The organism is Thalassobacter sp. 16PALIMAR09 (assembly GCF_000765485.1).
Classification (GTDB): Bacteria; Pseudomonadota; Alphaproteobacteria; order Rhodobacterales; family Rhodobacteraceae; genus Thalassobacter; species Thalassobacter stenotrophicus.
On sequence record NZ_JHAK01000001.1, the window covers coordinates 482,678 to 495,674 of the forward strand.

15 protein-coding genes are annotated in these 12,997 nt (G+C 58.8%); 5 read left to right on the plus strand and 10 right to left on the minus strand.

Annotated features, from left to right (window positions below; genetic code table 11):
• Positions 1-9 precede the first annotated feature (9 nt).
• Positions 10-528: a GNAT family protein gene (locus tag PM04_RS02360; protein ID WP_324618321.1), complete on the plus strand. Its 519-nt coding sequence runs from the start codon at positions 10-12 to the stop codon at positions 526-528.
• Between the two features lie 216 nt (positions 529-744).
• Here PM04_RS02360 and PM04_RS02365 read toward each other — a convergent pair whose 3' ends face one another.
• Positions 745-1,965: an acyl-CoA dehydrogenase gene (locus tag PM04_RS02365; protein ID WP_038003288.1), complete on the minus strand. Its 1,221-nt coding sequence runs from the start codon at positions 1,963-1,965 to the stop codon at positions 745-747.
• Positions 1,966-2,322: 357 nt separating this feature from the next.
• Here PM04_RS02365 and PM04_RS02370 point away from each other — a divergent pair, with 357 nt between their 5' ends.
• The gene (locus PM04_RS02370; protein WP_052068396.1) at positions 2,323-3,216 is read left to right on the plus strand and encodes a hypothetical protein; all 894 of its coding nucleotides are present in this window, start codon (positions 2,323-2,325) and stop codon (positions 3,214-3,216) included.
• Here PM04_RS02370 and PM04_RS02375 read toward each other — a convergent pair.
• The 3 genes from PM04_RS02375 to PM04_RS02385 all read right to left on the minus strand — a co-directional run bounded on the left by PM04_RS02375 (position 3,204) and on the right by PM04_RS02385 (position 6,646).
• Entirely contained in the window at positions 3,204-4,673 is a 1,470-nt protein-coding gene (locus PM04_RS02375) for a carboxypeptidase M32 (protein WP_038003291.1), read from the minus strand. The two genes, PM04_RS02370 and PM04_RS02375, sit on opposite strands and share 13 nt — an antisense overlap.
• A 3-nt stretch (positions 4,674-4,676) precedes the next feature.
• The gene (ctaA, locus tag PM04_RS02380; RefSeq protein ID WP_038003294.1) at positions 4,677-5,810 is read right to left on the minus strand and encodes a heme A synthase; all 1,134 of its coding nucleotides are present in this window, start codon (positions 5,808-5,810) and stop codon (positions 4,677-4,679) included.
• 80 nt (positions 5,811-5,890) lie between these two features.
• Positions 5,891-6,646: an RNA methyltransferase gene (locus PM04_RS02385; protein ID WP_038003298.1), complete on the minus strand. Its 756-nt coding sequence runs from the start codon at positions 6,644-6,646 to the stop codon at positions 5,891-5,893.
• A gap of 81 nt (positions 6,647-6,727) precedes the next feature.
• Here PM04_RS02385 and PM04_RS02390 point away from each other — a divergent pair, with 81 nt between their 5' ends.
• Complete coding sequence (locus PM04_RS02390; RefSeq protein WP_038003300.1) at positions 6,728-7,360, plus strand: thiamine phosphate synthase; 633 nt, start codon at positions 6,728-6,730, stop codon at positions 7,358-7,360.
• Here the strand turns inward: PM04_RS02390 and PM04_RS02395 are convergent.
• The 3 genes from PM04_RS02395 to PM04_RS02405 form a co-directional block, all read right to left on the minus strand.
• Complete coding sequence (locus tag PM04_RS02395; protein WP_038003301.1) at positions 7,341-8,180, minus strand: 1-acyl-sn-glycerol-3-phosphate acyltransferase; 840 nt, start codon at positions 8,178-8,180, stop codon at positions 7,341-7,343. The two genes, PM04_RS02390 and PM04_RS02395, sit on opposite strands and share 20 nt — an antisense overlap.
• Positions 8,177-8,944 (minus strand): GNAT family N-acetyltransferase, encoded by a 768-nt coding sequence (locus tag PM04_RS02400; protein ID WP_038003303.1) that lies wholly within the window; start codon positions 8,942-8,944, stop codon positions 8,177-8,179. The genes PM04_RS02395 and PM04_RS02400 overlap by 4 nt, the downstream gene beginning before the upstream one ends.
• 160 nt (positions 8,945-9,104) lie before the next feature.
• The gene (locus PM04_RS02405) at positions 9,105-9,290 is read right to left on the minus strand and encodes a DUF3553 domain-containing protein (RefSeq protein ID WP_038003305.1); all 186 of its coding nucleotides are present in this window, start codon (positions 9,288-9,290) and stop codon (positions 9,105-9,107) included.
• Positions 9,291-9,302: 12 nt separating this feature from the next.
• Here PM04_RS02405 and PM04_RS02410 point away from each other — a divergent pair, with 12 nt between their 5' ends.
• On the plus strand, positions 9,303-9,929 hold the full coding sequence (locus PM04_RS02410) for a histidine phosphotransferase family protein (protein ID WP_052068397.1): 627 nt from the start codon (positions 9,303-9,305) through the stop codon (positions 9,927-9,929).
• Between the two features lie 35 nt (positions 9,930-9,964).
• On the opposite strand, the gene PM04_RS02415 is transcribed toward PM04_RS02410, so the two are convergent.
• The 3 genes from PM04_RS02415 to PM04_RS02425 are packed head-to-tail and all read right to left on the minus strand — an operon-like array spanning position 9,965 to position 12,019.
• On the minus strand, positions 9,965-10,486 hold the full coding sequence (locus PM04_RS02415) for a gamma carbonic anhydrase family protein (protein WP_038003307.1): 522 nt from the start codon (positions 10,484-10,486) through the stop codon (positions 9,965-9,967).
• The gene (gmk, locus tag PM04_RS02420; RefSeq protein WP_038003309.1) at positions 10,483-11,151 is read right to left on the minus strand and encodes a guanylate kinase; all 669 of its coding nucleotides are present in this window, start codon (positions 11,149-11,151) and stop codon (positions 10,483-10,485) included. The genes PM04_RS02415 and gmk overlap by 4 nt, the downstream gene beginning before the upstream one ends.
• Positions 11,141-12,019 (minus strand): YicC/YloC family endoribonuclease, encoded by an 879-nt coding sequence (locus PM04_RS02425; protein WP_324618322.1) that lies wholly within the window; start codon positions 12,017-12,019, stop codon positions 11,141-11,143. The genes gmk and PM04_RS02425 overlap by 11 nt, the downstream gene beginning before the upstream one ends.
• A gap of 201 nt (positions 12,020-12,220) precedes the next feature.
• Here PM04_RS02425 and PM04_RS02430 point away from each other — a divergent pair, with 201 nt between their 5' ends.
• Entirely contained in the window at positions 12,221-12,952 is a 732-nt protein-coding gene (locus tag PM04_RS02430) for a PAS domain-containing protein (RefSeq protein ID WP_052068398.1), read from the plus strand.
• The last annotated feature ends 45 nt before the right edge of the window (positions 12,953-12,997 follow it).

Below are 12,997 nucleotides of genomic sequence, written 5' to 3' on the forward strand. Positions count from 1 at the left end.
GAATTGCCCATGAAACAGGATTTCAGTGTTGAGGGTTTTTCCGCACCTCCGCGCCCATCGGGCATAACACTGCACGGCCAAACCGTGCGACTAGAGCCTTTGGACCCTGATCGCCATGCCCTCGGGTTATATGAGGCCAACACCACCGATACAGATGACCGCAACTGGGCCTATCTGCCCTACGGTCCCTTCCACGATTTCCCCAGCTACAAAGCATGGCTTGAGAGTGAGACCGGGCGCGAAGACCCCGTGTTTTTCACCATCATACGCCTGTCTGACAATCGCCCCGTTGGCGTCGCGAGTTTTCTGCGGATCAATCCCGGTGACGGCTCAATCGAAGTTGGCCATATCCATTTTTCACCACTTCTGCAGCGCACGATTGAGGCGACCGAGGCGATGTTTTTGATGATGCAGTGGGCCTTTGACAGCGGCTACCGGCGGTACGAATGGAAATGCCACGCTCTCAACGCCAAAAGCCGCGCGGCCGCGCAACGCCTTGGGCTGTCCTATGAAGGTGTTTTTCGATAGGCGACGATCAGCAAGGGACGCAACAGAAACACCGCTTGGTTTGCAGCTATCGACAGCGAATGGCCCGCCCTGCGCGCGTGTTTCGAGCGTTATCTGTCACCCAACAACTTCGACAGTGAAAACCGACCTAGGGTTTCGCTTTCGTCGCTGACCAAACCGCTGCTGTATAAAACAGACGGTCTGGAATTCAGCTAGCCGACCCTAGGCCGTGTTTTTCTAGAAAAACGCCTGCAAACCCGTCTGTGCACGCCCCAGAATAAGGGCATGCACATCATGGGTGCCTTCGTAGGTGTTAACGGTCTCAAGGTTCATCATGTGACGGATGACTTGGTATTCTTCCTGAATGCCGTTGCCGCCGTGCATATCGCGGGCCATGCGCGCGATCTTTAGCGCCTTACCACAGTTTTGACGCTTGATCATCGAGATCATCTCTGGTGCCGCGCGGGCTTCATCCACCAGACGACCTACCCGAAGGGCGGCTTGCAACCCAAAGGTGATGTCGGTCTGCATGTCAGCCAGTTTCTTTTGGAACAGCTGCGTTTGCGCCAAGGGCTTGCCGAACTGTTTGCGATCCAACCCATAGGTGCGGGCCGCATGCCAGCAAAACTCTGCAGCACCCATCACGCCCCAGCCGATGCCATAGCGAGCCCGGTTCAGACAGCCAAACGGACCTTTTAGCCCTTGGACGTGCGGCAGCAGCGCCTCCTCGCCGACCTCAACACCGTCCATCACGATTTCACCCGTGGTAGAGGCCCGCAACGATTGTTTGCCGCCGATTTTGGGCGCAGACAGGCCGTCCATGCCGCGCTCCAGCACGAAGCCGCGGATTTTCCCGCCATGCGCCTCAGACTTGGCCCAGATGATGAACACATCCGCAAATGGCGCGTTCGAAATCCACATTTTCGAGCCCGTAATCCGGTACCCGGTCGCGGTTTTCTCTGCCCGGGTTTTCATACCAGCGGGGTCAGAGCCTGCGTCAGGTTCGGTCAGGCCGAAACACCCAATTAAGCTGCCCGCAGCCAGACCCGGCAGATATTTCACCCGCTGTTCTTCGCTGCCATAGGCATAGATCGGATACATCACGAGGCTCGATTGCACGGACATCATGGACCGATAGCCACTGTCGACACGCTCGATTTCCCGGGCGACGAGGCCGTAGGTCACGTAGGACGCGCCAAGGCCACCGTATTCCTCGGGGATGGTGATGCCCAGCAGACCCGCCTCGCCCATTTGGGCAAAGATTTCAGGGGCCTCGACCTCTTGGGCGTAGTCGGCGATTACCCGCGGGGCGAGCTTGTCGGCCGCGAAGGCCGCGGCCCCATCGCGCAAGGCGCGCTCATCGTCGCTCAGCTGCTCTTCTAGGTAAAACGGATCGGCCCAGTCAAAGGTCCCCATGTCTGGCGCGTCTTTGGCTTTGATTTCTCGTGTGACGTTCATGGTCGATGCTCCCTCACAGTGTTGCGTGAACCCTACGCCAGCCTTTTGCGAGACGAAAGGGGTGCTGAGCCCTGTGGGTGGGGTTTGTTATGGAGCTATGTAAGGGGGTCGCGCCCGTCAATTTACGGCATTTTTTGATGCCGGGGTTGTCCGTTATGAAATTGGAAACAATACTTACGCAACAATGCTGACCGCGCAAAAACCTGGCCAGGCGATAGGATTATCCCAGCACACAACCCAATTCCGGCCACATTTCCGCGCTAGGTAACGACGAGATTCGGCCACAGTTGTCATCGCCTCACCCAAATTGCGGGTGCTGAGTCGGCACCATCAATTTTTTTGCCTGTGGGGGCACAGATGTTTGAACAGAACAGCGACCAGCTTGCAGCGTTGCAGATCCTCAGCGATGAGCTTGGTTTTTTTGAAGCCATTGACGCGCAGCACCGTGCCTTTCATGTGACCGCTGGTGATACCCTTTTGGTTACGTTCGAGAGTGGTGCCAAACTGTGGGGGCCGGATGTGGCGACTGCGCTCGATGCGTCACTCCTGATGATCCACGCAGATGGGCCGACGTGGTTTCGCAGTCCCGACCTATTCGATTTTATCGATGACCTCACGGATGAGGGGTTCTTTGATGATTTTGACACGGTTCTTTTTGCGGGGGCCGGTATGGGGGCTTACGGCGCGGGGGCGTTTTGCGTGGCCGCCCCAGGGGCCGAGGTTTTGCTGATGCAGCCTATCGCGACGCTTGAACGCGCCAAGGTCCCGTGGGAGGTGCGCAACCGCAAGGCTTGGTCGCTCCGCTGGGGCCCGCGCTACAGCTATGCACCGCGTTCTGTTCAGGCGGCCAACCATGTGACTGTTATCTCGGATCCAACCGAGACGCTGGATGCGATGCACGCGAGCCTGTTCCAAGACGACCACACCACGCATCTGCGCATCCCCCACGCGGGACCGCGCGTCTTGACGACGCTGCACGGAATGAACCTCCTGACGCCTCTGTGTGAGGCCGCGATGGCTGGGGCTCTAACACGGCCAAAATTTGCAAGACTTTGGCGCGCCCGTCGTGATTACCGCCCCTATATCAAGGGTTTGCTTAAAAAACTGATCAAGGCCGATCGCAGAGCCCTAGTCCGGCACCTGTCCCGCCATACGCTCGCGCGCAAAAGCGTTACCGGTCCCGCGCAGGAACTGGATTTGGTGAGTGAGGCCTTGGACAAAGCCAAGACCGTGCGCGCTCAGAGCTTGTAGAGATCGATGAATTTCGCTTCGAGGTAGCTGAGCAAAGGCTCAGGTCCCGGTGCTGCACCCGTGGCGTGGCTGATCGTTTCAACTGGGGTACGCAGACCGCCGTGGGTTTGTACGGCATCCCGCAACCATGTGGTTGCAGCCGTCGCATCACCCCGCGCAAGGCCCGCATCAACATCAGGCACTGCCGCGCGCATCGCCGCGTTCAAACAGCCCGCAAAGACGTTCCCAAGCGCATAGGTTGGGAAATACCCCATCAGGCCCACTGGCCAGTGGACATCCTGCAAAACCCCGTTGGACGGCTTATCCACCACAATCCCAAAGTCCGCAGCAAAACGGTCATTCCATGCGGCCTCTAGGTCATCAACGGCCAAATCGCCCGCAATCAACGCGCGCTCCAGATCAAAGCGCAACATGATGTGCAGGTTGTAGTTAACCTCATCAGCCTCAGTGCGGATATATCCCGCCTCGGCCCGGTTCACGGCCCGGTAAAAATCGCGCTCAGACTGCACGCCGATATCACCAAACGCATCGCACATTTGTCCGTACAGCCAGCCGGTAAATGCTTCTGAGCGGCCCATTTGGTTTTCGTAGATGCGGCTTTGGCTTTCATGAACACCCATCGATACGCCCCGTGACAAGGGCGTCAGCAGGTAGCTTTGGTCAATGTTCTGTTCATAGCAGGCATGGCCGACCTCATGGATCGTCGAATAGAGGCAGTTAAACGGATCATCCTCCGCAACGCGTGTGGTGATCCGCACATCCCGCCCGGAGCCGGAGCTAAAGGGGTGCACCGCCAGATCAATGCGCCCGGTGTCAAAGTTGTAGCCGAAGGCCCGCGCAACTTTCTCTGACAAAGCCAACTGAGCGGTCTTTGGGAATGTGCCTTGCACCTTGGGGGCTGGTCCTGCCGCAAGAACGCGCGCCCGCAGATCGACCAAGCGCGGACGCATAGCGTCAAACATCGCACCGATCTCAGCGCCATTGGCGCCCGGCTCATAGTCATTCAGAAGCGCATCATAAAGATCACCACCGGTGGCCAGCGCCGCTGCCTCTTCACGCCGCAAGGCGACGACCTCGTTGAGGCGTGGCAAGAAGGCCGCGACGTCTTCGTCTGCGCGGGCCTTGGCCCATTCCCCTTGGCTCAGCGATGTGACCCGGGCCAGTTCCGCCGCCAAACGTGCGGGCACCTTGTTGTTGCGCGTATAGCTTTCGCGGATCAACCGCAGGGCCGCATCCCCCGCCGCATCGGGGGCCTTGGCCACGTCCAGCCAATCACCGATACGTGGATCGGTGCGGCGGGCGTGCAAAACGCCTTCCATAGCGGCCATTTCCTCGGCTCTTTGCGGGGCCGCGCCACGGGGCATGACCGTTTCTTGGTCCCAGCCAAGCCGACCCGCGACCTGCCCCAAAGCCTCGGTTTCGCGTTGGTGGGCCATCAGGTCGTCAAATGCAGGCATGGTTTAGCTCCGAACGGATTGTGGCAGGGGATATACGGCACGGTGACGGGCTCGCATGACCAGAACGATCAGAACAACCGCCCCAAACTGATGCGCAATGGCAAGATGCCAAGGCGCGGAGTTCATCACCGTCACGATCCCGATCAGCATTTGGACAACGCCCATGGCCAGAACCCCGGCAAAGGCCGCAGACGTGGCGGCATTGCCCGATTTGCGCCCACGCAGCCAGCCCCAGATCAGCCCTAAGAACAGAACGTAGCCCGCAATGCGGTGGAAGAACTGAACCGTGCCATCATTCTCAAACAGGTTGCGCCAAACGGGCTCTAGCACCCACATCTCGGGCGGGGTGAACGCCCCGGCCATCAACGGCCAGTCAACGTAGTTGCGACCCGCGTCAATGCCCGCGACCAACGCACCCAGCAGGATTTGTACGAACGTCATCACCAGCAAGACGGTTGCGAATTGGCGCAAAGGCACATGGCCCTCACGGCGGGCCACCAGCAGCTCTGACTGTGGGCGCGACAGCATCAGCATGTACCACGCGATCAACGACAAGATCACAAAGGCCAATCCAAGGTGTGTTGCCAAACGGTACGAGGCCACGTCGAGCATTGTTCCCGTCAGGCCAGATGACACCATCCACCAGCCAATCGCGCCTTGCAGCCCACCAAGGGCCCCAAGCGCTACAAGCCGCGGCGTCCAGCCAGCGGGCACCTTGCGCGTTAGCAATAGGCCCAAAAGGCCCACGGCCCAGACAAGCCCGATCACACGGCCCAACTGGCGATGCCCCCATTCCCACCAATAAATGACCTTGAACTCAGCCATGCTCATGCCTTGGTTTTGCAACTGGTATTCGGGGATAGCGCGATAAAGGTCGAACTCCGCCTGCCACTGCGCGGCATTGAGGGGGGGAACCGCGCCCGAGATCGGGTTCCACTCCGTGATCGACAGCCCGGAATCCGTGAGCCGCGTCAAACCACCCACGGCGATCATCAGCACCACCAAACCAAACAAAACGCCCAACCAAGCGCGCACAGCCTTGCGGCCACCCGAGCGGCCAGTGCGATCGATCACACCCGCCTGTGTGGCCGGTTTTTCGGCCCCAGTCACATCTTCAAAAATCGAGCGTCCGGCCATTCTGCCCTCCAGAATTTCGTTCTCGTCATATCTATTCAGATAGTTGCGCGCGGCAACCCATGCGCCGCAAGGTCGCGGGCCTAGCCGCGTTCTTTCCAGCGGACCATTTGGCGCATCATCCCGTGGAACGTTTGAGCGTCTGCGCGCGTAAGGGGCATACGACTCCAGACATTTCGCAGATGACGCTTCATTGACGCCGCCTTTGCCTCTGGGAAAAAGAACCCAGCACGGTCCAGCGTCGCCTCATAATGGTCGGCCAAGGCGTCAATCTCAGCGTGATTGGCCCAAACCGTGCCCGCCATTTCCATTTGAGTAGCCTCGGCCTGTTCCACTTGGCGGCGCCATTCATACCCCATCAGCAGCACGCATTGCGCAAGGTTAAGCGAGGGGAAATCAGGGTTCACCGGTACGGACACAATCGCATTTGCACGCGCGATATCATCGTTTTCCAGCCCTGCCCGTTCTGGCCCGAACAGCACACCCACACGCTGGCCTTGGGCCATGCGCTTGGCCGCCTCTTGCATCGCGGCCTCGGGGGTGAACACGGGCTTCGTCAGATCACGGTCGCGCGCGGTGGTCGCAAAGACGAAATCGCAGTCAGCGCAGGCCTCAGCCGTGGTATCGACAAGGCGGGCCGCATCCAACACACGCCCTGCCCCACTGGCCAAAGCGACAGCGCGTTCATTGGGCCAACCATCCCGAGGGGCCACGACCCGCATGTGATGCAGGCCAAAATTCCACATCGCGCGCGCACTGGCACCGATGTTTTCGCCCATTTGAGGGCGCACAAGGATTATCGCGGGGTGGGCGGCGGGCGGTATAAACTGTTCGGACATGCCGCCTCCTACCGCGCGCCCCATTGCAGCGCAACGCCCGGCGGGTCTATGAACGGTGAAAACGTATCAGAAAGACCGCCCATGTCAGACGACCCCACACTTCCCGAGCAGCCGCAGATCTATCTTGTGACGCCCCCCGCGTTTGAGCTGGAGACATTTCCGGACCTTTTGTCCGCCGTTTTGGACGTTCACGAGGTGGCCTGCCTGCGCCTCGCGCTTGCGACCAAAGACGAAAGCACCCTTGCGCGTGCCGCCGATAGCATTCGTGAACTGGCCCATGCCCGCGATCTGGCCGTGGTGATTGACACGCATATCGGCTTGGTCGAGCGGTTGGGTCTTGATGGTGTGCACCTGACTGACGGCTCGCGCGCAGTGCGTAAGACACGGGCCGACTTGGGCGAAGATGCCATCGTCGGCGCGTTCTGCGGAACGTCCCGCCATGATGGTATGACTGCCGCCGAAGCCGGTGCCGACTACGTCAGCCTCGGCCCTGTGGGCAGCAGCGTCTTGGGCGATGGCAGCACCGCGGATTTTGACACGTTTGTTTGGTGGTCCGAGGTAATCGAGGTGCCAATCGTTGCCGAAGGTGCCTTGGATATCGCTTTGATCGAGGCGCTGGCTCCGCACACGGATTTCTTTGCAATCGGCGAAGAAATTTGGGCGACCGACGATCCGGCTGCTGCGATGAAGGCGCTTACTGCGCCGCTTCGCTAATCCCGTCTGCGGCGAGGCCTGCACGAATTGCGGCCTCGCACTGGCGCGCCAAGTCTTTGCGGCTGGTGACCTCGGCCGTTGCAATGGGCGCGTGGTAGCGCACCACCACTTGCCCCTGCTTTGGCGCGGCCAGTACCTTAAGCAGGTGGCTGCCAAAGCTCATATCCCCCCACCAGCCGTAAAACGCAGGATCAGCGCCAGCCGGGGCGGTATACACCACCGACACCGGCTGTACCGCCATATCGCGGGGCACACCTGGCGCAAAGAACGCAGCAAAAAGCGTTGATTTAAAGGGCAGAACCCGGCGCCCGTCCGTGGACGTGCCTTCGGGAAAGAACAACAGTTTGTGCCCGGCAGATAGACGATCTTCAAACACCTTTTGTTGGGCCTTTGCATCAGCGGCACGGCGGGCGATGAATACCGTTCCCGTCGCGCGCGCGAGCCAACCTATGCCCGGCCACCCAGCCACTTCAGCCTTTGACACGAAATATATCCGCTTGGACGCGTTGAGGGTAAAGATATCAAGCCACGACGCGTGATTGGCCACAATCGCCCCATGGGCGGGCATTGGCGCGCCCTCAACCCGTCGCTGCATCCCAAGGATGACGAACGCCGCGATGCAAACCCCTTGGGTGATATAGGGCGTCACGGGTCGGCTTACGCCACACAGTGGACGCTCAATCAGGCGCACGAGTAGCAAAAGGATTAGCCCACCAAACGTGACACAGCCAAGCACTAGCCCCCGCAAAATCACGCGCAGCCAACCCGCTGCGCCGAAAGGGGTCTGCACGGGGCGCTCCCCGTTGTCCCATGGGGTCATGGCCGATCCTTCCGCATGTAAAGTGCCCGCTGCTTGTCCGACAGCTTGTCGATGTCGAGCACGAGGCAAACATCCGTCGTGTTAAACCGATGATCCACCCAAGCACCCGCCCCGACGCACCCGCCCAAACGCAAGTACGCTTTGATCAGGGATGGCACGGCGCGCAGGGCTGCGGGGCGATCAATCTGCGCCTCAGGCAGCCGGTTCATATCGACCGCGTGGGGGGCCCTTGCGATGGGGCGCAGTTGAGACGGCGCAAGATGACGGTGGTGCAACAGCGAAAGGGGGGCGGCCAAAGCCTCCGGATTGGTGCCGTGAAACGAGGCCACACCAAAGAGAATTTCAACCTCACGCGCCAGGACCAAATCCGCGAGAGCCTGCCACAGGAGCATCATGCCAACACCGCCGCGATAGTCCAAATGCAAACAAGATCGTCCTAATTCCAGCACCTTCCGACCCGTCGTTAAGAGCGGTGTCAGGTCGTACTCACTGGCGGTGTACCAACCACCCGCCTGCTCGGCCTGCGGGGCCATCATCAGGCGGTAAACGCCAACAACCGGGTCAGGCGCGCGGGTGTGATCTAGCAAAAGCAGATGTTCAGCGTGATCATCGAAGGCGTCTTGTTCAAGCCGCGCGTCGTGATCCACCATCGTGCCGTCACCGCCCAATTCTGCCACAAATACCTCATACCGTAGCCGTTGTGCGGCGCGGATATCCTCGGGGCTTGTTGCGAGGCGCGTTTCAAAGCGTGGCGTGGGGGACATTGATGATGGGCTCGGGACGTTTGTTGCACCGGGTGTATCAGACACCCGACAGGATGCAACGCGGGGCAAAGTTGTGATCGTGATTGGGCCGACGCCCTTCGCCGTGGTAACTTTACGTTAACCTTTATGGGCGACACACATTCTCAGCCGCGGGGTGCGGCTACATATCATAAACTGGAATGAGCATTACTTTGGCACTGTCAATCACCACCTTGCCTTCTTCTTCAAAGTTGACCGTGACACGCCCGCCAATGTTGGATTGGACTTGCCCAATCCCCCACTCCGGTGCCTGCGGGTGGCGGACCAACTGGCCGGGCTCAAGCAGTGCATTCATTTCTAAAGACATGGGAGACCTTTCATGACCGATACAACCGAACGCCCTCTTGCCGATACTCAGAATGCCGATTTGGCGGGACTGGTGGGCTCTCGGCTTTGTCATGATCTGATTAGCCCTATTGGCGCGATTGGCAATGGCCTTGAGCTGTTGGAACTGTCGGGCAGCGCGCCTACAGAGGAAATCGCTCTGATCCGTGCCTCGGTTCAGGCCGCGTCAGCACGCATCTCCTTCTTTCGCATCGCTTTTGGCGCCGTACGAGGCGAGCAATTGATCAGCGCCCGTGAGGTCAGCACAACCCTGAACGCCATGTTTGACGGCAGCAGAACGAAGGTGTCTTGGGCGGTTGAGGAGAGCTATTCACGCACGGAAGTACGGCTCGCGTTTTTGGCCATCGCCTGTCTTGAATCCGCGATGGCATGGGGGGGCATCATTGAGGTTCGCAGATCTCGTGACGCGTGGGTCTTACATGCCACCGCAGAGCGGCTGAAAATCGAAGAACCGCTGTGGGACACGCTGCGGAGGACACGCTCCAACGCAGAAATCACGGGCGCCACGGTTCAATTTGGCTTGCTCGCGCAAACTGCGTTGGAAACACGCAGGCCCGTGTCAGTCACACTCTCGGATGGTTCGATTTCCCTGCTCGTTTAGCGAGCAGGTCAAAGGTTAAGCTGGTCGCGCAAAGGTTAAACCGCGACCATCCCATCCCGAAAGCGCCGCGCGTTGGCTTGATATCGCTCTGCGGACTTGATCAAGTTGGCGCGCACGGATGGATCAAGCTCTTTGACGACCTTTCCGGGACTGCCTAGCACCATCGAACCAGGTGGGATTTCCTTACCCTCAGTCACCAAGGCGCCAGCACCGATCAGGCTACCGGCGCCAATCTTGGCCCCGTTCAAAATGATAGCACCCATGCCGATTAACGCGCCCTCACCGATTTCGCAGCCGTGCAGGATCGCCTTATGACCGATTGTACAATTTTCTCCAATAACAAGTGGATAGCCCATATCGGTATGGAGCACGCAAGCCTCTTGGATATTGCTTCCCGCCCCGACAGTGATCCGCTCATTGTCGCCCCGCAGCGTTGAGCCAAACCAAACAGAGCTGTCCGCAGCAAGGGTAACTTTGCCAATAATGTTAGCATCAGGCGCGACCCAAGCGGTGGGATCAATCTCGGGGTGAACGTCGTATAGCGCGAAAATTGTCATGTTACTCTCTCCCTGAATTCTGCGTTCAACTCGCGTACAAACCCGGCCAAGCCCGGTTGCCGATCACGGTGAAGTCGTTCGGCAGTCAAAATCGTTTTCAGCTTTTCCTCGGTCTCATCGATATCTTCGTTAACGAGAACATAATCGTACTCGGCCCAGTGGCTAATCTCAGCCTCTGATTGCGCCATTCTGGTCGCGATCACGTCAGGGCTGTCTTGGCCACGCGCCCGTAACCGGCGGTCCAGCTCTGCGATAGAGGGGGGAAGAATGAAAATCGAAACAACGTCCTTAGACAAGGTCGAGTTTCGAACCTGTTGCCCACCTTGCCAATCGATATCAAAAATCACATCGCGCCCGGCTTCGATTGCATCTTGAACCGGCGCACGGGGGCTGCCGTACAGATTTCCGAACACCTCTGCGTGCTCCAACATTTCGCCCGCATCGATCATGTCCTCAAAATCCGCGCGCTCGCGAAAGTAATATTCGCGTCCGTCCAATTCACCCGGACGTGGCGAGCGCGTGGTGGCCGACACCGAAAAGCTTAACGATGCATCCCACGCCATTAACCTGCCCGCGAGGGTCGATTTTCCGGCACCCGATGGGGAAGACAGGATGATCAGAAGACCGCGGCGCGTGCCCGCCAATGAGGTTTGATTACTCGACATTTTGTACCTGTTCTCGCATTTGATCGATCACCGTCTTGAGGCTCAGACCGATCTCCGTCAACGCGGAAAACTGCGCCTTTGAACACAGAGTGTTCGCCTCACGGTTAAATTCCTGGGTTAAGAAATCGAATTTGCGGCCCACGGGCCCATCGATTTCCAACAACGCGCGCGCGGCGATGACGTGGGCCCGAAGGCGGTCTATTTCCTCGGTCACGTCGGCCTTTACGGCCAATGCCGCGATGTCATGCGCAGTCTTTTCCGGGTCGACATTGGCCTCTTGCACCCGCGCGACAGCTTCAGCGAAAACCTTGGCCATGTGGTCAGATCGCGCCTGAGCTAAATCAACGGCCGTGTCGGTTAAGCGTTCGATTTCATCGACTTGAGCCGAAAGGATACCGCGCAACGCGGCGCCCTCTTGGGCCCGCATCAAGTTGAAGCTTTCGATCAATTCAGTAAGGTCCGAGATCAGAACCTCAAGCGGGACAGTCACGATTGCACCGGTGCCGACCTCAAGCACGCCGCGCAGCCCCAGTATGTCGGCCGCAGACATCGGAGCGAGGGTCATACCACGCGCATGCGCCTCGGCTTCCACATTCTTCAGAGAGGTTAACACAGCCGACAAGGCATCAGGACTTATGCGCAGCGGCGCGTCGCCCCCCGCCGGGGTCACTTTGAGCAAAAGACTGACGTTGCCCCGAGCCACAGCGGCGCTGAGGGCTGCGCGCACCTCTTTCTCCAATCCATCGACGCCATCGGGCAATCGAACACGAATATCGAGCCCACGCGCATTTACGCTGCGCACATCCCAACTGCGGTGACTGTGCTCATCCCTGCGCTCCAACGCCGCAAAGCCGGTCATCGACTTCATAGGTGTCTCCCCCTGCGGTTTCCGTATCCTGCCATACCCTCAGGCCTATCAGAGAACAACGTTTACCCTTTTCAAAGTCGTTAACCATTGGTGAAGAAATTAGCGCTAATTTTTATTAACTCGTGTTAAATCGAGGGCCGGAAAGTTTAACGAGTGGTTTCTGAGGTCTTTCACAGAGGCTTTGAAAAAGGTGCTGGGCTGATGCAAAATTCAATCGATGGTCGCGGTGAGGCGGCGTGGAGCTTTTTGACCCAACGGCTCACAAGAACCAGCAAAACGTTTGGCGACGTGCTGCGCTATTGGAATGCTTTGCGTGTCGGGACCGACCTGCCCGCGCGGTCCGATCTGGACCCTCGGGTGATCCAAACGGCCTTGGCCAACGCCTTCATTTTGGACCGAACGCGTCCCGGCACCATTCGGATTCGTGTCGCTGGCGGTCATATGAACGATCTGATGGGAATGGAAGTCCGTGGCATGCCAATCCGTGCATTCTTTGACCTGTTGGAACGTCGCCGATTGATGGATTTGGTCGCAACGGTCTTTACCAAGCCAGCTTTGTTAGAACTCGACCTCGTGTCCAACAATCGGTCTGGGCCGATCATCGAAGGTAAAATGCTGATCCTGCCCATGCGCGATGCCGCCGGAGATGTTAGTAAGGCGCTTGGGTGTCTGGTGACCCATGGTGATATCGGACAAACGCCCCGGCGGTTTCGCATTCAACGCGATGTTGTGACCCCGATTGCCGTGACACAAACCCCCAAACCTGCGCCCGCGATGGCAGGATTCAGTGAGCCTGCGACTTCGTTTGAGGCTCGACCAACAGGCGCGGCATCGACGCCAATTACCGGTATTGACCGCACACCCCAGATCCCGACGGATCTTGAGGCCGCATCCAAACCCGGGCCGGTTCCGTGGCTTAGGATCGTCCGCTAAACCTTTCGCAAAGCGCAAAAAAAGGCGCGTACGAAACGCGCCTTC